The sequence below is a fragment of the Mesorhizobium sp. P160219 genome (assembly GCF_057786095.1).
In genome coordinates, this window is record NZ_JBYNWG010000001.1 from 784,029 (window position 1) to 801,809 (window position 17,781).

Consider the following 17,781-nt stretch of genomic DNA (forward strand, 5'->3'; position numbering starts at 1 on the left):
CTGCCCCAATCAACCACTATCGACCAGGCCCAGAACCCATGACCGAAAAAATCATCCTCGCCTCCGGCAGCCCGTTCCGCAAAGCAATGCTCATCAATGCCGGGCTCGGCATCGAAGCGGTGCCTGCCGATGTCGACGAGCGTGCGCTCGAGGCGCCGTTGCAGGACAGCGGTGTGTCGCCGGAAGATGTCGCCCTGATACTCGCCGAAGCCAAGGCGACCGAGGTCAGCGAACGCAGACCGGGCGCCCTGGTGCTCGGCTGTGACCAGACTTTGTCACTGGGAGATGAAGTGTTCCACAAGCCGGCCGACATGGAAGGCGCCCGCCGCCATCTGCTGGCGCTGTCGGGCAAGACGCATCAGCTGAACAGCGCCGCCGTGCTCTGCCGCAACGGCAAGGTGCTGTGGCGTCACGTCGGCATCGCCAGCCTTACCATGCGCAAGCTCGATCCGGCCTTCGTCGGCCGGCACCTGGCCCGCGTCGGCGCCAAGGCGTTGTCGAGCGTCGGCGCCTACCAGATCGAGGGCGAAGGCATCCAGCTGTTCGAAAAGATCGAAGGCGATTATTTCACCATTGTCGGCCTGCCGCTGTTACCGGTGCTGGCGGAATTGCGTGCGCTCGGAGCCATCGATGGTTGAGAAAAAAGCTTTCGTCACCGGCCATCCAATCGCGCATTCGCGCTCGCCGAAGATCCACGGCTATTGGCTGAACACATACGGCATCGACGGCAGCTATCATGCGATCGATGTCGCGCCGGCCGATTTTCCCGAGTTCCTCTCTTCCCTCCAGGCCAATGGCTATCAGGGCGGCAACGTCACCATTCCACACAAGGAAGTCGCCTTTGCCCGGGTCGAGCGCCGCGACGAGGCGGCGGAGATGATCGGCGCGGTCAACATGCTGTGGCTGGACGACGGCGTGCTGTGGGGCGGCAATTCGGACTGGATCGGCTTTGCCGGCAATCTCGACGAGCATGCCCCGGGCTGGGAGAGAAACGCTCCGGCCGTGGTGCTCGGCGCCGGTGGCGCGTCGCGCGCGGTCATCCACGCGCTTAAAGTGCGCGGCATCAAAGATATCCGCATCGTCAACCGCACATTGGCGCGGGCGCAAGAACTCGCCGACCGCTTCGGGGCCGGCGTCTCGGCGCATGGCGCGGTCGGCGACTTGCTTGGCGATGCCGGCTTGCTGATCAACACGACGGCACTTGGCATGCATGGCGATGCGACGCTGGCCGCCGATCCGGCCGGCCTGCCAGCTCACGCCATTGTCGCAGACATCGTCTATGTGCCGCTGGAAACACCGCTGCTTGCCGCTGCCCGCACGAGAAATTTGAAGACGGTCGACGGGCTCGGCATGCTGTTGCACCAGGCTGTGCCCGGTTTCGAACGCTGGTTCGGCAAGATGCCGCAGGTCACGCCTGAGTTGCGACAGATGATCGTCGCCGACATCCTCGCCAAATGATGGGTCGCAAATGATGGGCGCCAAATGATGATCGTGCTTGGCCTCACCGGGTCGATCGGCATGGGCAAGTCGACGACGGCGAAAATGTTCGTCGACGCCGGCGTGCCGGTGCATGATTCCGACGCGACCGTACATCGCCTCTATGCCGGCAAGGCAGCACCTCTCGTCGAGGCGGCCTTTCCCGGCACCGTGATTGCCGGTTCGGTCGATCGCACCGAGTTGGCGCGCCGCGTGCTCGGCAACGCTGCTGCGCTGAAGACATTGGAGGCGATCGTCCATCCGCTGGTGCGGGCCGATGCCGATGCCTTTCTGGCAAGGCACCGCGCCGCCGGCGCGCCGCTCGGCGTGCTCGACATACCGCTGCTGTTCGAAACCGGCGGCCGCAACCGTGTCGACAAGGTCGTCGTCGTCACCGCGCCGGCCGATATCCAGCGCGCCCGTGTGCTGGCGCGTCCTGACATGAGCGAGGAAAAGCTGGCGGCCATCCTGGCCAAGCAGGTGCCCGATGCCGAAAAACGCCGGCAGGCCGATTTCGTCATCGACACCGGTGAAGGCATGGACGCCGCCCGCGCCGCGGTCGGCGCGATCATTGCCGAGCTCTCAGGACGCTGAGCTTGCCTGCTAACTCCTGGGGGATAAGTCGCGCCCATCAGGCTCCTGACGGCAGGCTGTCGCATTACCGATTGCCATTTTGTTCCGCTCCATGATTCTACTCCTCCAGGAGTGGGTTGATTCTATGCGTGAGATCATTTTCGATACCGAAACCACCGGACTCGACATGCGCGACGACCGCATCATCGAGCTTGGTGGCGTCGAGCTGGTCAACCGCTTCCCGACAGGCCGCACCTTCCACAAATTCATCAATCCGCAGGGGCGCGCCGTCCATGTCGAGGCGCAAACCGTGCACGGCATCAGCGCCGCCGACCTCGTCGGCAAGCCGACCTTTGCCGAAATCGCCGAGGAATGGCTCGCCTTCACCGACGGCGCCAAGCTCGTCGCCCACAACGCCAATTTCGACATCGGCTTCCTCAACACGGAATTCGGGCGGCTCGGCCAGCCGGCCATAGACACCGGGCGCGTCGTTGACACGCTGGCGCTGGCGCGGCGCAAGCACCCTATGGGACCCAATTCGCTCGACGCGCTCTGCCGTCGCTACGGCATCGACAACGGCCACCGCACCAAGCACGGCGCGCTGCTCGATTCCGAGCTCCTGGCCGAAGTCTACATCGAACTCATCGGCGGCAAGCAGGCCGCACTTGTCCTCGACGCGGTCGTGGTGCAGCTCAACAGCAATGGCGACGTTGCCGACATCGACATCTCGATCGCCGCCAGGCCAATCGCCCTGCCGCCGCGCCTGACCGAGGGCGAGCGAGCGGCGCATGCGGGGCTGGTGGCGACGCTGGGCGAAAAGGCGCTGTGGCTGAAGGTGGCGGCGGGGTGAACGGATCGCGGAGGTAGCGTTCCGTCACACCCCTCTCTGGCCTGCCGGCCATCTCCCCCTCAAGGGGGGAGATCAGCAGCTTCGCCGCTCCAGCCCATTCCTGCAACGTCTAAAGTTGGCGAAGGTCGCGATGACGGCCAATCTCCCCCCTTGAGGGGGAGATGCCTGGCAAGGCAGAGGGGGGTGCTGTCCCGCCAGCATCTCAGTATACAAAAAGCCCGGCACGAAGCCGGGCTTTCAACTCATGCGCGTGACGCTTGCCTTCAGCTCACCTTGACCTTCGATGCCGCCTGGTCCTCGGCCAGCTTCTGCTGGAACATCTGGGCGAAATCGATCGGGTCGAGCATCAGGGGCGGGAAGCCGCCATTGCGGGTGGCTTCGGCGATGATCTGGCGGGCGAACGGGAACAAAAGCCGCGGGCATTCGATGAACAGGATCGGCAGCATGTGTTCCTGCGGGAAGCCGGCGATGGCGAATACGCCGCCATAGACCAGTTCGACATTGAACAGCACTTCCTGGTCGAAGGACGCCTTGGCGTTCAAGGTCAGATTGACGTCGAACTGCTTGTCGGAGAGCGGGTTGGCATTGACATTGACGTTGATCGCAATGCCTGGGGCCTTGTCGCGGCCGCGCAGCGAGTTCGGCGCGCCGGGGCTTTCGAAGGACAGGTCCTTCACATACTGGGCAAGCACGTTGAGCGACGGCTGCGCCGTTTCGCCGTTGCCGTTGGCGGCGCCGACCGGCGCGTCATCTTTGCTGGCCATGAGCCTTGTTCCTTTTGCCTGGACAGCAGCGCTGACCGAATTGAAATCGGGCGTTGGCTAGCATGGTCGGCATGACAAGACAAGGTTTGCCGCCTTCAGGCCGAAGGGGTCGATGTAGCCTCAGTCGTCCTCAAGGCGACGTTCAGTCGTCCTTCAGGCGGCGCCACGGCGAGTTATGGTCGGGACCGCGCTTGAAATCGTCCTCGCGCGAATAGTCGCCGTCGTCGAGGTCGATGACCTTGTCGCGCGACCTGCGGCGAAAACCGCCGGCGGTGAAATCGGTCGCGACGACGATGCGGCCCTTGAGCCTGCGCCAGGCAAGGTCGCGTACCGGCGGCAGGAACAGCAGCAGGCCGATAATATCGGTAATGAAGCCGGGGATGATCAACAGGATGGCGGCGACCACGATCATGGCGCCATGCGCGAGCTGGCGGCTGGGGTCGCCGCCGCCGGCCATCTCGGCGCGGACCCGCGCCATGACGCCAAAACCCTGGTGCCGGAGCAGAAGCACGCCGGCAATGCTTGAAGCCAGCACCAGACCGACCGTCGCCAGCGCCCCGACCTCGCGGCCGACAATGACGAAACCGGCGATTTCCAGCAGCGGCAGCGCAAGCAGGAACAGAGGAAGGAAGGAAATGCGCAAATCTTGACCGATCGTTTCCATGTTTGCCGGGCGGCGCATAATCGCCGCTGGCACTGAGGCCGTTAGATAGGTATGCCTGCCTTTGATTTGAATGATTGCGCCATGCGTTCTATATGCTTTGCATGTTTAACGCCATGCGACCGCCGCCCGATTGGCTGGCGGTCCCGGCCAGGTCAGGGATTGATTGGCGAAAGATATGGGATTCTTCGACTTCGGCACCATTTTCTTTCTGATTGCGGCGGTGGTGATCTTTTTCCAGCTGCGCAACGTGCTTGGCCGCCGCACGGGCAGCGAGCGCCCGCCCTTCGATCCGTACACGGCCAGCCGCACCGAGAAGGACGCGACCCAGAAGCCCGAAAACGTGGTTTCGCTGCCACGCAAGCGCATGCCGGGCGAGACGGCTGCCGAGACCTACGCGGCCATCGATGCCTTCGCCAAGCCCGACACCGACCTCAACAAGGGCCTGCGCGCGATCAAGGATAATGATCCCTCCTTCGACCCCAAAGTCTTCGTCGACGGCGCCAAGATGGCCTACGAGATGATTGTCATGGCCTATGCCGATGGCGACCGAAAAACGCTGAAGAACCTGTTGTCGCGCGAGGTTTTTGACGGCTTCGTTGCCGCGATTGGCGACCGCGAGGCGAAAGCCGAAAAGATCCAGTCCTCCTTCGTCGGCATCGACAAGGCCGACATCGTCTCGGCCGAGATGAAGGGCGGCGAGGCCCACATCACGCTGCGCATCGTGAGCGAACTGATTTCGGCGACCCGCGACAAGGCGGGTGCCGTCATCGACGGCGATCCCGAGACGGTGGCCGAGGTCAAGGATGTCTGGACCTTCGCCCGCGACACACGCTCGCGCGATCCGAACTGGAAGCTGGTCGCCACCGAGGAAGAAGACTGAGCCTATGCATGTCGCCCGGTGCGGGCAGCTTTTTTGGGATAGCGACATGCAGGCAAACATGGGCAGTGGCGAGGCTGAGGTGTCGCTCTCGCCGCTTTTCGTGGAAAAGTCCTTCGATGATCTTCCCGGTTGGAATTCCGATGACCATCTGCCCGCTTTCGAAGCCTTCCGCCGTTCGGCCTTTCATGTCCTGAACAAGCCCTACCGCACCGGTTCGTTGGGCGTCCGGTTCGACGCGTTTGCCGGCGCTTATGACGAGGCGCGCACCGTTTCGCCGGCGAATTGGTCGGCGGCCAAGGCTTTTTTCGAGCGCCATTTCGCCCCAGTCCAGTTTCGATCCGAAAACCTCGGCCTGGTCACCGGCTTCTACGAGCCCGAGGCCGAGGCCTCACCAGTGCGCACGGATGAATTCACCGTGCCGCTTCTGGCGCGACCGGCCGACCTCGTCGACATCGATGACGCCAACCGCCCCAAGGGCATGGACGACTATCTCGCCTTCGCCCGCGACACGCCGCGGGGCCTGGTGGAGTATTTCGACCGCAGTGAGATCGAGAGAGGCGCGCTGGCCGGCCAAGGCCTGGAAATCGCCTGGCTTGCCGACAAGGTCGACGTCTTCTTCATCCATGTGCAAGGTGCGGCCAGGCTGAAAATGACGGACGGCCGGCTTTGCCGCGTCACCTACGCCGCCAAATCCGGCCAACGTTTCAGCGGTCCGGGGAAGATTCTCGCCGAACTCGGCGAAATCCCACTGGAAAAAGTGACGATGCAGTCTATCCGCGCCTGGTTCAGGGCGCATCCGGATCGCGTCGACGAGATCCTCTGGCAGAACCGCTCCTACATCTTCTTTCGCGAAGCCGATGTCGACGATGCCGCACTCGGTCCGGTCGCCGCCGCCAAGGTGCCGTTGACGCCCGGCCGTTCGCTCGCGGTCGACCGGCTGCTGCACACATTCGGTACCCCCTTCTACATCGACGCTCCGTCGCTGACCGCCTTCGACGGAAAACCGTTCCGGCGGCTGATGATTGCGCAGGACACCGGCTCGGCCATCACCGGACCGGCGCGGGGCGATCTGTTCGCCGGCTCCGGCGATGCGGCCGGCGAGATCGCCGGCGTCGTTCGCAACGCGGCCGATTTCTATGCCTTGGTTCCACGCGCTCTCGTTTCGGAATCGAATCGATGAGCAAGCGCCCCGATAAACTCAATGAAGACGACCGGGTGCTGTGGAACCTGGTGGCGCGCACGGCGCGGCCGCTGAAGGGCAGAATGGCGGTCGACATTCCCGACATCGTCGTCGACCCCAAGCCGGCACAGACGCCGGTCGCTGTCGGTCCGGTCCTCGCCGCCAAGCCGAAGGCGCAGCATGTTTCGCATGCGCTGGACGAACCGACGCTGGACAAGCTTAGGAAAGGCCGGCTGCCGATCGAAGGCCGCGTCGATCTGCATGGCATGACCCAGGACGAGGCCTATTCGCTGCTGTTTTCGTTCCTGCACCGGGCCCATGCCGGCGGCATCCGCTATGTCCTCGTCATCACGGGAAAAGGGTCGTCGTCGGGCGGCGACGGCGTCTTGCGGCGCGCCGTGCCTGCCTGGCTGTCGACGCCTGCCTTCCGGCCGCTGGTCTCCAGCCACGATCACGCCGCCCGCAACCACGGCGGTTCGGGCGCGCTCTACGTTCGGCTCAGGCGAACCCGCTGATGACGCCGTTCGGCGAAAAACTGCGGGCGCTTCGAGCCGAGCGCGGCTTGCGCCAGAAGGACATGGCGCAGGCGATCGGAGTCAGCGCCGCCTATCTGTCGGCGCTGGAACATGGCCGCCGCGGCGCGCCGACCTGGACGCTGATCCAGAAGATCATCGGCTATTTCAACGTCATCTGGGACGATGCCGAAGAGCTGGCGCGTCTGGCCGAGGCCTCACATCCGCGGGTGAGACTCGATACGTCCGGCCTCAGTCCTGCCGCCACCGAGTTGGCCAATCTCCTGGCCGAAAACATCGAGAAGCTGGACGAAGCCGAGCTTGCCCGCATCACCGGCTCGATCCGGGCGGCACTGGAGCGGCGTAAGTAGGGCGGCGCCAAGGCCACGAATGCTCATCAATAGCGCCGGCATTTCATCCTGAAGGCGATGCCCGCCGGCCGTTAGCCAGCGGGCATATGGTGAGATTACTTCGCGCCGGCCTGGCCGCCACGGCCGCCAGTGCTGTCATGATCGCCGCCGCGACCGCCACCCAGGCAGTCCGAGGTGAGATCGCAACAGCGATTGCCCCACTGGTTGTTCTTGGCGCAGCCGGTCTGGTCGGCCATAGCGGATCCGGCCAGGGACGATACCGCGATGGCGGCGAGGAAAGCATTACGCAGGAAAGCAGTCATTTGAAGTCTCCATGGTTGGGTTTCTGTTTACGGCTGTGTGTCGCCGCTGGAGACGGTTTGGTTCACGCAGGTAGCGAAATTTTTTGAGGAGGCGTTTCGAGAGATAAGATTTCGAGGGCAGCGCTGCCCTCATCCGCCTGCCGGCACCTTCTCCCCGTAGTGACGGGGAGAAGGGAGATAGCCGCTGCGCCGGCACCTATTCCGCAGCGTTGACCATTGTCGAAATTATTGATGAGGGTGTCTTTCTCCCCGTCATTATACGGGCAGAAATGCCCGGCAGGGCAATGAGGGGCGGCGCTGACTCATCCTGAAGATGGCGCGCGGGCCGATATCCCGCTCGTTCGAAAGCGTCGTGTCCTTACTGAACCGCGCCGACCAGTACCTGCTGGCCGCCGCGGATCGAGACCCAGCGGCCGGTGTTGTCGATGGCCTGCCGCTTGAGGAAGCGATAGCCGGTGGCGTCCCAGATCTTCACCTTGTCGGTCAGATTGTCGAGGACGTAGTCGCCCTTGTCGGTGCGCACGGTCAGCACGGCATGGCCTTCGCCGTCCGGCTTGCGCACGACGGTGATCAAGAGATCGGCCAGCGACACGCCAGAGCGCGAGAGCTGGCGGCGCTTTTCCAGCACATAGTCTTCGCAATCGCCGACGCCCTTGTCGGGATAGGCCCAGACCTCGTCCTTGCCATAGATGTCGTAGTCGCTCATCGGCTTGACGGCGGCGTTGACCCTTGACGTCACGTTGATCAGCTTGCGCATGAAGGCGTCGGTCATCGCGGCGGGGTTGAGGTTGCTCGGCCGGATCGAGCATTCGCCGGGCTGGGTTTTACAGAAATCATAGTGGCCGATCGGCTGCGAGGTCATGCCGCCCGTCGCCATGGCGCCGCCTGCAAGTGCCGGCACTGCCCAGCACACAGAGATCGCCAGCCCTGCTGCCGCCCACAAGCGCAGCGTCCGTGCCATCGGTGAGGAAGTCATTGTCCCCGTTCGCCCTTGTTCTTAACGAAAGGTTAAAGGGGATTTACACTCCGTGTCAATTATAAGGGGAGCCAGATTCTTCGGCATGGTTACCCGCGCCCGCCCAACAGCGTCTATTGTGCAACAGAACGCCTGTGGCGCGCAAAATCGCCCCGCTTTTGCGGGCAATGCACGCTGCAGCCGGATCGAGCCTCAGCTTTTGGCGGAGCGGACCAGCCTTGGTTTCACCGCAACCCTGTTCTGGCGGCCGTAGCTGGTGATGAAATCGACGATGCGCGGCACGATTTCCGAGCGGAATCGCGACCCGTTGAAGACGCCGTAATGGCCGACGGCCGGCTGCATGTAATGCGCATGCCGGTCAGCCGGGATGTTGGGGCAGAGATCGTGGGCGGCCTGGGTCTGGCCGAGACCGGAAATGTCGTCGTTCTCGCCTTCGACCGTGAACAGCGCGACATTGCGGATCGCCTTGGTGTCGACCACCTCGCCGCGATGCGTCATCTCGCCCTTGGGCAGCGCATGGCGCACGAACACCGTGTCGACGGTCTGCAGATAGAATTCCGCCGTCAGGTCCATCACCGCCAGATATTCGTCGTAGAAATCGCGGTGCTTCTCGGCATTGTCGCCGTCATGCTTGACCAGATGCATGAAGAAGTCCTTGTGGGCGGTGATGTGGCGGTCGAGGTTCATGCTCATGAAGCCCGACAGCTGCAGGAAGCCCGGATAGACTTCGCGGCCGAAGCCCGGCACCGGCCAGGGCGCGTGCATGATGACGTTGTCGCGGAACCAGTCGATGCCCTTTTCCTTGGCCAGCAGATTGACCGCGGTCGGATTGCGGCGGGTGTCGATCGGCCCGCCCATCAAGGTCATGGTCGAGGGCACGAAGGGATCGCCGCGCTTTTCCATCAGCGCCACCGCCGCCAGCACCGGCACCGAAGGCTGGCACACCGCCATCACATGGGTGTCCGGCCCCAGCGCATGCAGCATGTCGATGATGTAGTCGATATAATCGTCGAGGTCGAAATGGCCGTCGGTCACCGGAACCATGCGGGCATCGACCCAGTCGGTGATGTGCACGTCGGCATAGGGCAGCATCGCCTCGACCGTGCCGCGCAGCAGCGTCGCATAATGGCCCGACATCGGCGCCACAATGAGAAGCTTGGGGTCGGCCTTGCGCCCGGCGGGCACCGACCGCTCGAAGCGGGTGAGATTGCAGAACGGCCGCGACCACACGGTCTTTTCGCTGACCTCGACGCTCTTCCAGTCGACCACGGTCTTGCTCAGGCCGAAATGCGGCTTGCTGTAGCGGCGCGTCGTGCGCTCGAACAGTTCGGCCGTGGCGGCGACCGAGCGGCCCCACGGCGTATGCGAAAACGGATTGAGCGGGTTGGTGTAGAACAGCCGCACTGCATCGGCATAAAGCCGCGCGGGCTGCAGGGCGGCATGGTTCATTTCGTAGAGCTGGTAGAACATCAGGTACTCCGCAGCTGCCGTGACCGAAGGGACGACGGACAGCGCCGAGCCTTGAATGTCTCGCGCGGAGGTTAACAAGATATTGCTGCGATGCAATACGTCACGTGGCGTGACATATGCCAATCTTTCGTCCAAGGCATTGAGAAACCGCGTTGGGCGGGTGCAGCCGGCTCAATGTGCACTGCAAAACGCAAGGCTGTTGGACAACGGGGCAGGATGTGTCCGGCCCGATCGGGCCGGACTTGGACAGATCTAGACGCGCGCCATGCACACCGAGGTATGGCCGGAGCCGATGAAGCCGAGTTGGCCGGCGGCGCCCTTGGACAGATCGAGCACGCGCCCTTTGATGAACGGGCCGCGGTCGTTGATGCGCACGATGACGCTGCGGCCATTATTCTGGTTGGTCACTTTCAACTTGGTGCCGAAAGGCAGGCTGCGGTGCGCGGCGGTCAGCGCCGACGGGTTCATGCGTTCGCCATTGGCGGTCCTGGAATGCAGTGCGTACCAGGAGGCGCGGCCGCACTGGCCAGCGGCGGAGGAGGCGGATGCACCGACCATTAGGCCAGCCGCGATCGTTACCGCGACAAGCGCGGTCTGGTTTGTTTTCTTCATGTTGGGGGGATTGGCTCCGTTTTCGACAGACCCCAGCCGTTAAGTGTCGAATAAGGCAGGAAATGCGGCAAGCATCGGGCAGTTCCGTGGCACCGGCACACGTTTGGAGTCGCTGGGAAACAGTTTGTCAGGCGTCTTTCGTGTGGCGCAGCCGTATCTCCGGCGATATTGCGAGCTGTTTCACAGATTCCGTGAGCAAGGCAGGACGTTATAGTACAAGTAGAAGAGAGCGCGATTGGGCGCCGTCCTTTCGCTCTGTCATCACGGTCATGGCGCAGTTGACGATCGACTTCGGAAAGGAATCTTGGCGATGAGACTGTTCAGATATCTGCTGGCGCTGATCGTGCTCGCCATTGGCGCGCTGTGGTCGCTGCAGGGCATTGGCGTGGTCGGCGGCAGTTTCATGACCGGCCAGTCGCAATGGCTCTATATCGGCATCGTGACCATGCTGGTCGGTTTCGCCGGGCTGGTATGGGCGAGCCGTTCGCGGGGGTGAGTTGCGACGAAAAATCGACCCACACAGATCGACCCCCACTCCGTCGAGCTTCGCTCGACACCTCTCCCCCGATCGACGGGGGAGAGGAAAGACGGAGTGGGGGAAGGCGCTGGTCAAACCCGCAGTCGCAAACAGGCACAACCCGGCGAGCAAGAAAACAGCCACCCCATATTGCCGGTCCATTCTGTTACCTATCTATCCGGCTCGGATAGAATGCCCTGCCCGCGACAGCACTACCCGAACAGCTGATCCAGAATCCTTCCCTCCAGCCTGGCAAGCTCGACCGAACCGCGCCGGCGCGGCCGCGCCACCGACACGTCGAGATCGAGCGCGATGCGGCCCTCGTCGATCACCACCACCCGGTCGGCGAGCGCAACCGCCTCGGCGACGTCATGCGTGACCAGCACGGCGGTGAATTTTTGCTCCAGCCAGATGCGTTCCAGAAGCTGCTGCATTTCGATGCGGGTCAGCGCATCGAGTGCGCCGAGCGGCTCGTCGAGCGCCAGAATCTTTGGCTGTCCGATCAGTGCACGCGCCAGCGCCACGCGCTGCTTCTGGCCGCCCGACAGCACCGAGGGCCATTCGTCGGCGCGGTCGGCGAGGCCGACTTCACCCAGGATGGCGAGCGCGCGCCGCCTGGCTTCCGCACCGGTGGCAAGCCCGGTCAGCCCGACCTCGACGTTTTTCACCACGCTGGCCCAGGGCAACAGCCGCGGCTCCTGGAACATGAAGCGGCTCTCTTCGCCGGCGCCGGCCTTGGCTTCCGGCCCGAATGTCAGCGATCCTTCCGTCGGCCGGTCGAGCCCGGCCAGCAGCCGCAAAAGCGTGCTCTTGCCGCAGCCGCTCTTGCCGATGACGGCAACGAACTGCCCGACCGGCACGTCGAGATCGATGCAGTCGAGCACGACCTTGTCGCCAAAGCGCTTTTCCATGCCCTTGAAGGCAAAGGCGCGCTGCCTTTCGACGGCCTCCTCCGGCCGTGACGGTTCCGGCGCGGCGACGAAGGAACGGATGGCGGTCAGGCTGGCGGTTGGCATCGAACCCTCAGGCGTTCTGGAAGGCGGGATGCCAGCCGAGCGACAGCCGCTCGAGCAGGCGGGCGAAGCTGTCGGCAAGCTTGCCGAGCAGCGCATAGATCAGGATCGACAGCACGACCACATCGATCAGCAGGAATTCGCGTGCCTGCATGGCCATGTAGCCGAGGCCGGAACTGGCCGAGATGGTTTCGGCAACGATCAGCGTCAGCCACATGATGCCCAGCGCATAGCGCAGGCCGACGAAGATCGCCGGCAGCGCGCCGGGCAGGATCACCTGAAAAAACAACGCGCGGCGGTCCATGCCGTAGACCCGGCCCATCTCGACCAGATGCGGGTCGACGCTCTGGATGCCGAGCAGCGTGTTGACGTAGATCGGGAAGAACACGCCGAGCGCCACCAGGAACAGTTTTGCTTCCTCGTCGATGCCGAACCACAGGATGACCAGCGGGATCAGCGCCAGATGCGGGATGTTGCGGATCATCTGCAGCGTCGTGTCGGTCAGGCCGCGGCTGAGCGCCGACAGCCCGTTGGCAAGGCCGAGTGCAAAGCCGATCGAGCCGCCGATGGCAAAGCCGGCCAGCGCGCGCAGCGTGCTGACGCCGATGTTCTGTATCAGCTCGCCCGACAGCGTCAGCCGCCAGAAGGCCTCGGCCACCGCGCTCGGCGCCGGCAGCACATTGGCCGGCATCACGCCGGCGCGGCTGGCGGCTTCCCAGCCAATTATGACCAGCGCCGGCAGCAGCCAGCCGATGCCGTTCTGTTTGACGCGCCGGGCAAAACTCACGACGAGGCCTGCAGGCGGTTGGCGCCGTGGAAGCCGACGGCGAATTCATTGGCGATGTTCTCATGCGCCCGTGCCCGCCTGGTGCCCAGGCCGAGACGCGGGAACAGAAGCTCGGCGACACGGTAGGCTTCCTCGAGATGCGGGTAGCCGGAGCCGATGATGGTGTCGATGCCGATCGCCTGATACTCGCGGATGCGCTCGACGATCTGCTCGGGCGAGCCGACCAAAGCTGTGCCGGCGCCGCCGCGCACCAGGCCGACGCCGGCCCACAGATTGGGCGAAACCACCAGCCGGTCGCGGCGGCCGCCATGCAGTTCGGCCATGCGCCGCTGTCCCACAGAGTCCATTTCCTTGGTGAAGCGGGCCTGGGCATTTTCGATCTGGGCATCGGTGACGTGGCTGATCAGCCGGTCGGCGGCGCGCCAGGCCTCTTCCTCGGTCTCGCGCACGATGAAATGCAGCCTGATGCCGAAACGCAGTTTGCGGCCGCGCCGTTCAGCCTTGTTGCGCGCCGCGCTGAGTTTTTCCGCCACCTGCGCCGGCGGCTCGCCCCAGGTCAGGTACATGTCGACGAGATCGGCGGCGAGCTCCTGGCCGGCATCGGACGAGCCGCCGAAATAGAGCGGCGGCCGCTCCTGTTGCGGCAGAAGATCAAGACGGCCATTGTCGACGCGGTAATATTTGCCGTTGAAGTTGACGCTCTCGCCCGACACCAGCGCGCGCCAGATGGTCAGAAACTCTTGCGCCTGCGCATAGCGCTCGTCATGCGGCAGGAACACGCCATCGCCGGCAAGCTCGGTCGGGTTGCCGCCGACCACGACATTGAGCAGCAGGCGGCCATTGCTCAGCCGGTCGAGCGCCGCCGTCTGGCGCGCCGCGAAGGTGGGCAACGTCACGCCGGGCCGTAGCGCCACCAGGAATTTGAGCTTTTCCGTCAGCGCTGCAAGGCCGGAGGCGGTGATCCAGGAATCCTCGCAATTCTGCCCGGTCGGCAAAAGCACGCCGGGAAAGCCGAGCCGGTCGACCGCCTGTGCGATCTCCTTGAAGTAAGCGAACTCCGGCGGCCGCTGCTGCTGTTCGGAGCCGAGATAGGAGCCGTCGCCATGCGTCGGGATGAACCAGAAGAAATCGAGCGGGCCGGCTTGCGGGCTTGATGAAGCGGTCATGACGAAATCCCTGAAGCGTGAAACGGCAAAAGGCGCCGGGCGTTTCCGCCCGCCGCCGCACGTGAAAAATCAATTGCCCGGTGCGGTCCACACGGCGTCGGAGATGCGCACCGCATTCGGGATCAGCTTGTGCTTGTAGAAGCGATCGGCGGTCGCCTGCTGGCCGGCGATGATCTCGTCGGTGATCGGGAAGATGCCGAATTTGGTGCGATTGGCGGCGATCGTCTGCGCGTCGAGCGGCACGCCGGTCACCTCATGCAGCGCCGCGGCGACCTTGTCGCGGTTCGCGTCCGCCCATTTCGCCGCCACGCCGAGCGCCGCTATCGTCGTGGTGATCGTCTCCGGATGCGCCTTGGCAAAATCCTTGTTGGCGAGGAAATAGGTGTTCACCTTGAGCACCTCGCTGGAGCGCGCCAGCACGCGCGGCTGGTAGCGTGTCTCGGCGATGGCGTAGAACGGATCCCAGACCGCCCAGGCATCGATCTGGTCGCTGGCGAAAGCCGCCGCGGCATCGGCCGGGCTGAGATAGACCGGGGTGATCTGGTCGAAGGGGATGTTTGCTTTTTCGAGTGCCGCGACCAGCAGATTGTGCGCGCTGGTGCCTTTGCCGACGCCGATGCGCTTTCCCTTGAGGTCGGCGAGCGACTGGATCGGCGATGCCGGCTTGACGAAGATCGCTTCGCCGTCGCCATTGGCCGGCAGTGCCGCCGCATAGACGATGTTGGCGCCGGCCGACTGGCCGAAGATCGGCGGTGCGTCGCCGGTCCAGCCGACATCGATGGCGCCGACATTGAGCGCCTCGACCAGCGGCGGGCCGGCGGTGAATTCGACCCATTTCACCACGACACCCTTGTCGCTCAGCGCCTTCTCGATCACCTGCTGCTGCCGGGCGATGACCGGCAGGCCGGTCTTCTGATAGCCGATGTTGAGCTGCTTCAACTCCTGCGCCGAGGCACTGAGCGAGGCGGAAATGCCCGCCGCCAACAGGCCGATGCCGAAAACGCGTCTGGTCAGGCTGAACATGATCCGTCTTCCTTCGCTGCGAACCGGCGCCGGGAAGGGCTCCCTGCCGTGGATGAGAGACAAGGCTAGGTAGGTCTATAAATTTAGTAGAGAAACGATTTTGCGAGTTGGCTGCTTGACGTGGAAATATTTTCTTCAGAACCCAGCGCTCGTCATCCTAGGGCGAAGCAAGGAGCGAAGCGACGCGGCGCAGACCCTAGGATCCATGCCGTGACGTTTGCCGTAGAGTGGAACGGATCAGAATGTCGCTTGTGCGCGGACCGAGGCTCGATACCCTGAAAAAACCATGACCGGCTACGTCTACATGACTGCAAGCCAAAAACGCGGCACGATCTACATCGGCGTCACCAACGATCTCGCCCGCCGCATGCCTGAACACAAATCCGGCCAGGGCGCAGGCTTCACCAGCCGCTACGGTGTTCAACGGCTGGTCTGGTATGAGGAATTCTTCGACATCACCGATGCCATTCAACGCGAGAAGTCGCTGAAGCGATGGCCGAGACAGTGGAAGATCGAACTGATAGAGAAGGCCAATCCGGAGTGGTTTGAGCTGTTTCGCGGAACCGGGTGGTAGGCGCCCGGTTTGTTGCTCCCCTGGAGCGTAGCATCAGCGTCTCGGCATGGATCCTAGGGTCTGCGCCGCGTCGCTTCGCTCCTTGCTTCGCCCTAGGATGACAAAATCGCGAAGGCTGGCGCTAATCACCATCACCTCACTGCGACCAATACTGCCAGGCCCAGTAAAATCCCTCGTCGCGTGGCGGCAGGCGGTCGCGTTCGGCGTCGAGTTGCACCGGGGCCGGCGATTTCGGTTGCGGCTGCGACGACGAGTTCTCCCGCCAGGCGAGCAGCCAGTTGCCGAGATGGGCGAACAGCACCGCGGTGGACTGGGTCATGACATCACTCCTTCTGTTCCGGGGTCGGCGGTCGCCGTGCTGCGAAGGGAAGCAGCCGGTCAAACCGGCAGAACTTGTTGTCATTCCTTTCCCGCCCACGGAACCAGCTGACGCTCGATTCGGCGGATAATGAATTCCAGCACGAAGGCTATTGTCGCGATCACCACTATTCCCATCACCACGACATCGGTGACCAGGAACTGGGCGGCCGACTGGATCATGAAGCCGAGGCCGCGCGTTGCCGCCACCAGCTCGGCTGCAACCAGCGTCGACCAGCCGGCGCCGAGCGCGATGCGCAGGCCGGTGAGGATCGACGGCAGCGCGCTGGGCAGGATGACATGGCGCACCACTTGGCGCTGCGTCGCACCAAGCGAACGGGCCGCATCGATGCGCTCCTTTGAGACACCGCGCACGCCCGAGGCCGTCGACAGCGCCACCGGCGCCAGCATGGCGATTGCGATCACCAGGATCTTTGACGGCTCGCCGATGCCGAACCAGATGATGACCAGCGGCAGATAGGCGAGCGGCGGGATCGGGCGCAAAAATTCGAGCAGCGGATCGAAGATGCCGCGCCCAATGGTGCTGATGCCTATGGCGAGACCGACGGGCACGCCGACGATGATGGCCGCGACCAGCGCCGCGAACACGCGGCCGAGGCTGGCGACGATGTGCTGGAGCAAAGTCGCGTCGACGAAGCCGTCCTTGATCACCACGATGAACTTGGTCCACACGGCGGCGGGCGACGGCAGGAACACCGGCGACACCAGTTGCAGGCGCGCAGACAGCGCCCATGCCGCCAGCACGGCCAGGATGGTGACGGCGCTGATCGCCCGCGAGGAAACCCCGCGCCGCTTCCGCACCGGCCGCGACCACGGCACCGAAATGGCATCGGCCTCGCCGGTCCCGGTGGCCGGCCGCTCGCTGTAGGAGGTTACGCTCATGCCGCCTCTCCTTCGAAGATCGCATCGGTCAGCTCGCCGCGCGCCGCGGCAAAGGCTGGATCGGCCTTGATGGCGCGGATCGGCTCGCCTGCGGCATAGCGCCGGCTGAAGCCGGTTTCGAATGTCCGCACCACATGGCCAGGTCCCGGCGCGAGCACGACGATGCTTGTGGCCAGCACCAGCGCCTCCTCGATGCCATGCGTGACCATCAGCACGCCAACCCGGCTTGCGGTCCACAGGTCGAGCAGCGTCGTCTGCATGCGCTCGCGCGTCAGCGCATCGAGCGCGCCGAGCGGTTCGTCGAGCAGCAGGAATTCCGGTTCGGCGGCAAGCGCACGGGCGAGGCCGACGCGCTGGCGCATGCCGCCGGACAATTCCCAGATGCGTTTGTCGCCGACGCTGTCGAGCTTGACCAGCGCCAGCAACTGGTCGGCGCGGCGCGCCCGCTCGGCTTGCGGCACGCCGCGTAGCCTGAGCGCAAAGGCGACGTTTTCACGAGCCGTCAGCCAGGGAAACAGCGCATCGTTCTGGAACACGACCGCCCGGTCGGAGCCTGGGCCGGTGATCGGCCTGCCGCCGATCGTGGCGACCCCGCGCGCGGGTTCGACCAGGCCGGCGGCGACATTGAGCAGCGAGGTCTTGCCGCAGCCGGAGCGGCCGACCAGCACGACGAAATCACCCTTGGCGACATCGATGGAAACTCGGTCGATCGCCGGCGCTGCTTGGCCGTCATAGTGAACCGAGACCTTGTCGAGTACGAGATGCGGGTCGAGTACGAGATGCGGCATGAAAAGGGGCTCCGGAAGAAAAT

The 17,781-nt window shown here is 64.1% G+C and carries 23 protein-coding genes; 10 read left to right on the plus strand and 13 right to left on the minus strand.

Annotation, left to right across the window (positions count from 1 at the left end):
* Positions 1 to 38 precede the first annotated feature (38 nt).
* The 4 genes from AC3EMP_RS03870 to dnaQ all read left to right on the plus strand — a co-directional run bounded on the left by AC3EMP_RS03870 (position 39) and on the right by dnaQ (position 2,899).
* Positions 39 to 638: a Maf-like protein gene (locus AC3EMP_RS03870; RefSeq protein ID WP_023685039.1), complete on the plus strand. Its 600-nt coding sequence runs from the start codon at positions 39 to 41 to the stop codon at positions 636 to 638.
* The gene (locus AC3EMP_RS03875; RefSeq protein WP_352710469.1) at positions 631 to 1,458 is read left to right on the plus strand and encodes a shikimate dehydrogenase; all 828 of its coding nucleotides are present in this window, start codon (positions 631 to 633) and stop codon (positions 1,456 to 1,458) included. The genes AC3EMP_RS03870 and AC3EMP_RS03875 overlap by 8 nt, the downstream gene beginning before the upstream one ends.
* Positions 1,459 to 1,485: 27 nt before the next feature.
* On the plus strand, positions 1,486 to 2,070 hold the full coding sequence (gene coaE, locus AC3EMP_RS03880; protein WP_352710717.1) for a dephospho-CoA kinase: 585 nt from the start codon (positions 1,486 to 1,488) through the stop codon (positions 2,068 to 2,070).
* A 124-nt stretch (positions 2,071 to 2,194) separates the two neighbouring features.
* Positions 2,195 to 2,899, plus strand: a complete 705-nt coding sequence (gene dnaQ, locus AC3EMP_RS03885) for a DNA polymerase III subunit epsilon (protein ID WP_352710471.1) — start codon at positions 2,195 to 2,197, stop codon at positions 2,897 to 2,899.
* A 263-nt stretch (positions 2,900 to 3,162) separates the two neighbouring features.
* Here dnaQ and secB read toward each other — a convergent pair whose 3' ends face one another.
* Both secB and AC3EMP_RS03895 read right to left on the minus strand, forming a co-directional pair.
* Positions 3,163 to 3,663 carry a protein-export chaperone SecB gene (gene secB / locus AC3EMP_RS03890; RefSeq protein ID WP_023672105.1) on the minus strand — a complete coding sequence of 167 codons (501 nt, stop codon included), beginning with the start codon at positions 3,661 to 3,663 and terminating at the stop codon, positions 3,163 to 3,165.
* A gap of 142 nt (positions 3,664 to 3,805) precedes the next feature.
* On the minus strand, positions 3,806 to 4,306 hold the full coding sequence (locus AC3EMP_RS03895; RefSeq protein ID WP_023747432.1) for an FxsA family protein: 501 nt from the start codon (positions 4,304 to 4,306) through the stop codon (positions 3,806 to 3,808).
* A 196-nt stretch (positions 4,307 to 4,502) separates the two neighbouring features.
* Between AC3EMP_RS03895 and AC3EMP_RS03900 the strand changes: the two genes are divergently transcribed.
* The 4 genes from AC3EMP_RS03900 to AC3EMP_RS03915 all read left to right on the plus strand — a co-directional run bounded on the left by AC3EMP_RS03900 (position 4,503) and on the right by AC3EMP_RS03915 (position 7,270).
* Positions 4,503 to 5,207, plus strand: a complete 705-nt coding sequence (locus AC3EMP_RS03900; RefSeq protein WP_023672103.1) for a Tim44/TimA family putative adaptor protein — start codon at positions 4,503 to 4,505, stop codon at positions 5,205 to 5,207.
* Positions 5,208 to 5,286: 79 nt separating this feature from the next.
* A complete protein-coding gene (gene mltA, locus AC3EMP_RS03905) occupies positions 5,287 to 6,387 on the plus strand; it encodes a murein transglycosylase A (RefSeq protein ID WP_488494723.1) in 1,101 nt (366 codons plus the stop codon).
* The gene (locus AC3EMP_RS03910; protein ID WP_352710473.1) at positions 6,384 to 6,902 is read left to right on the plus strand and encodes a Smr/MutS family protein; all 519 of its coding nucleotides are present in this window, start codon (positions 6,384 to 6,386) and stop codon (positions 6,900 to 6,902) included. The genes mltA and AC3EMP_RS03910 overlap by 4 nt, the downstream gene beginning before the upstream one ends.
* The gene (locus AC3EMP_RS03915) at positions 6,902 to 7,270 is read left to right on the plus strand and encodes a helix-turn-helix domain-containing protein (RefSeq protein ID WP_023672100.1); all 369 of its coding nucleotides are present in this window, start codon (positions 6,902 to 6,904) and stop codon (positions 7,268 to 7,270) included. Before AC3EMP_RS03910 ends, AC3EMP_RS03915 begins: the two co-directional genes overlap by 1 nt.
* Before the next feature lie 95 nt (positions 7,271 to 7,365).
* Here the strand turns inward: AC3EMP_RS03915 and AC3EMP_RS03920 are convergent, their stop codons facing one another.
* From AC3EMP_RS03920 to AC3EMP_RS03935, 4 genes are all read right to left on the minus strand, one after another.
* Positions 7,366 to 7,572 carry a hypothetical protein gene (locus tag AC3EMP_RS03920; protein ID WP_023672099.1) on the minus strand — a complete coding sequence of 69 codons (207 nt, stop codon included), beginning with the start codon at positions 7,570 to 7,572 and terminating at the stop codon, positions 7,366 to 7,368.
* A 358-nt stretch (positions 7,573 to 7,930) separates the two neighbouring features.
* Complete coding sequence (locus AC3EMP_RS03925) at positions 7,931 to 8,548, minus strand: transglutaminase-like cysteine peptidase (RefSeq protein WP_023706944.1); 618 nt, start codon at positions 8,546 to 8,548, stop codon at positions 7,931 to 7,933.
* A 192-nt stretch (positions 8,549 to 8,740) separates the two neighbouring features.
* On the minus strand, positions 8,741 to 10,018 hold the full coding sequence (locus AC3EMP_RS03930) for a polyhydroxyalkanoate depolymerase (protein ID WP_023672097.1): 1,278 nt from the start codon (positions 10,016 to 10,018) through the stop codon (positions 8,741 to 8,743).
* Positions 10,019 to 10,270: 252 nt separating this feature from the next.
* Positions 10,271 to 10,630, minus strand: coding sequence for a septal ring lytic transglycosylase RlpA family protein (locus tag AC3EMP_RS03935; protein WP_023672096.1), 360 nt, complete (start codon positions 10,628 to 10,630; stop codon positions 10,271 to 10,273).
* A gap of 310 nt (positions 10,631 to 10,940) precedes the next feature.
* On the opposite strand from AC3EMP_RS03935, the gene AC3EMP_RS03940 reads away from it, so the two are divergent.
* A complete protein-coding gene (locus AC3EMP_RS03940; protein ID WP_023710328.1) occupies positions 10,941 to 11,126 on the plus strand; it encodes a hypothetical protein in 186 nt (61 codons plus the stop codon).
* 233 nt (positions 11,127 to 11,359) lie between these two features.
* On the opposite strand, the gene AC3EMP_RS03945 is transcribed toward AC3EMP_RS03940, so the two are convergent.
* The 4 genes from AC3EMP_RS03945 to AC3EMP_RS03960 form a co-directional block, all read right to left on the minus strand.
* Positions 11,360 to 12,163 carry an ATP-binding cassette domain-containing protein gene (locus tag AC3EMP_RS03945; protein WP_352510733.1) on the minus strand — a complete coding sequence of 268 codons (804 nt, stop codon included), beginning with the start codon at positions 12,161 to 12,163 and terminating at the stop codon, positions 11,360 to 11,362.
* A 7-nt stretch (positions 12,164 to 12,170) separates the two neighbouring features.
* Complete coding sequence (locus tag AC3EMP_RS03950; RefSeq protein WP_352462797.1) at positions 12,171 to 12,947, minus strand: ABC transporter permease subunit; 777 nt, start codon at positions 12,945 to 12,947, stop codon at positions 12,171 to 12,173.
* The gene (ssuD, locus tag AC3EMP_RS03955) at positions 12,944 to 14,113 is read right to left on the minus strand and encodes an FMNH2-dependent alkanesulfonate monooxygenase (RefSeq protein ID WP_023672092.1); all 1,170 of its coding nucleotides are present in this window, start codon (positions 14,111 to 14,113) and stop codon (positions 12,944 to 12,946) included. Before ssuD ends, AC3EMP_RS03950 begins: the two co-directional genes overlap by 4 nt.
* Positions 14,114 to 14,182: 69 nt before the next feature.
* Positions 14,183 to 15,136, minus strand: a complete 954-nt coding sequence (locus tag AC3EMP_RS03960) for a sulfonate ABC transporter substrate-binding protein (RefSeq protein WP_352710475.1) — start codon at positions 15,134 to 15,136, stop codon at positions 14,183 to 14,185.
* A gap of 286 nt (positions 15,137 to 15,422) precedes the next feature.
* On the opposite strand from AC3EMP_RS03960, the gene AC3EMP_RS03965 reads away from it, so the two are divergent.
* Positions 15,423 to 15,710: a GIY-YIG nuclease family protein gene (locus tag AC3EMP_RS03965; protein ID WP_023710330.1), complete on the plus strand. Its 288-nt coding sequence runs from the start codon at positions 15,423 to 15,425 to the stop codon at positions 15,708 to 15,710.
* 136 nt (positions 15,711 to 15,846) lie between these two features.
* On the opposite strand, the gene AC3EMP_RS03970 is transcribed toward AC3EMP_RS03965, so the two are convergent.
* The 3 genes from AC3EMP_RS03970 to AC3EMP_RS03980 form a co-directional block, all read right to left on the minus strand.
* Positions 15,847 to 16,029: a hypothetical protein gene (locus AC3EMP_RS03970; RefSeq protein ID WP_023672089.1), complete on the minus strand. Its 183-nt coding sequence runs from the start codon at positions 16,027 to 16,029 to the stop codon at positions 15,847 to 15,849.
* Positions 16,030 to 16,109: 80 nt separating this feature from the next.
* Positions 16,110 to 16,970, minus strand: a complete 861-nt coding sequence (locus AC3EMP_RS03975; protein WP_023702434.1) for an ABC transporter permease subunit — start codon at positions 16,968 to 16,970, stop codon at positions 16,110 to 16,112.
* On the minus strand, positions 16,967 to 17,758 hold the full coding sequence (locus tag AC3EMP_RS03980) for a taurine ABC transporter ATP-binding protein (protein WP_352710477.1): 792 nt from the start codon (positions 17,756 to 17,758) through the stop codon (positions 16,967 to 16,969). The genes AC3EMP_RS03975 and AC3EMP_RS03980 overlap by 4 nt, the downstream gene beginning before the upstream one ends.
* Positions 17,759 to 17,781 lie beyond the last annotated feature (23 nt).

What these genes read in the sequence shown, in the direction of transcription:
- AC3EMP_RS03970 (WP_023672089.1), bottom strand. Translation starts at nt 16,029, where the DNA reads ATGACCCAGTCCACCGCGGTGCTGTTCGCCCATCTCGGCAACTGGCTG.
- coaE (WP_352710717.1), top strand. Translation starts at nt 1,486, where the DNA reads ATGATCGTGCTTGGCCTCACCGGGTCGATCGGCATGGGCAAGTCGACG.
- AC3EMP_RS03870 (WP_023685039.1), top strand. Translation starts at nt 39, where the DNA reads ATGACCGAAAAAATCATCCTCGCCTCCGGCAGCCCGTTCCGCAAAGCA.
- secB (WP_023672105.1), bottom strand. Translation starts at nt 3,663, where the DNA reads ATGGCCAGCAAAGATGACGCGCCGGTCGGCGCCGCCAACGGCAACGGC.
- AC3EMP_RS03940 (WP_023710328.1), top strand. Translation starts at nt 10,941, where the DNA reads ATGAGACTGTTCAGATATCTGCTGGCGCTGATCGTGCTCGCCATTGGC.
- AC3EMP_RS03965 (WP_023710330.1), top strand. Translation starts at nt 15,423, where the DNA reads ATGACCGGCTACGTCTACATGACTGCAAGCCAAAAACGCGGCACGATC.
- dnaQ (WP_352710471.1), top strand. Translation starts at nt 2,195, where the DNA reads ATGCGTGAGATCATTTTCGATACCGAAACCACCGGACTCGACATGCGC.
- AC3EMP_RS03975 (WP_023702434.1), bottom strand. Translation starts at nt 16,970, where the DNA reads ATGAGCGTAACCTCCTACAGCGAGCGGCCGGCCACCGGGACCGGCGAG.
- AC3EMP_RS03980 (WP_352710477.1), bottom strand. Translation starts at nt 17,758, where the DNA reads ATGCCGCATCTCGTACTCGACCCGCATCTCGTACTCGACAAGGTCTCG.
- AC3EMP_RS03920 (WP_023672099.1), bottom strand. Translation starts at nt 7,572, where the DNA reads ATGACTGCTTTCCTGCGTAATGCTTTCCTCGCCGCCATCGCGGTATCG.
- AC3EMP_RS03960 (WP_352710475.1), bottom strand. Translation starts at nt 15,136, where the DNA reads ATGTTCAGCCTGACCAGACGCGTTTTCGGCATCGGCCTGTTGGCGGCG.
- AC3EMP_RS03945 (WP_352510733.1), bottom strand. Translation starts at nt 12,163, where the DNA reads ATGCCAACCGCCAGCCTGACCGCCATCCGTTCCTTCGTCGCCGCGCCG.
- AC3EMP_RS03915 (WP_023672100.1), top strand. Translation starts at nt 6,902, where the DNA reads ATGACGCCGTTCGGCGAAAAACTGCGGGCGCTTCGAGCCGAGCGCGGC.
- AC3EMP_RS03910 (WP_352710473.1), top strand. Translation starts at nt 6,384, where the DNA reads ATGAGCAAGCGCCCCGATAAACTCAATGAAGACGACCGGGTGCTGTGG.
- AC3EMP_RS03900 (WP_023672103.1), top strand. Translation starts at nt 4,503, where the DNA reads ATGGGATTCTTCGACTTCGGCACCATTTTCTTTCTGATTGCGGCGGTG.
- ssuD (WP_023672092.1), bottom strand. Translation starts at nt 14,113, where the DNA reads ATGACCGCTTCATCAAGCCCGCAAGCCGGCCCGCTCGATTTCTTCTGG.
- AC3EMP_RS03925 (WP_023706944.1), bottom strand. Translation starts at nt 8,548, where the DNA reads ATGACTTCCTCACCGATGGCACGGACGCTGCGCTTGTGGGCGGCAGCA.
- AC3EMP_RS03935 (WP_023672096.1), bottom strand. Translation starts at nt 10,630, where the DNA reads ATGAAGAAAACAAACCAGACCGCGCTTGTCGCGGTAACGATCGCGGCT.
- AC3EMP_RS03930 (WP_023672097.1), bottom strand. Translation starts at nt 10,018, where the DNA reads ATGTTCTACCAGCTCTACGAAATGAACCATGCCGCCCTGCAGCCCGCG.
- AC3EMP_RS03875 (WP_352710469.1), top strand. Translation starts at nt 631, where the DNA reads ATGGTTGAGAAAAAAGCTTTCGTCACCGGCCATCCAATCGCGCATTCG.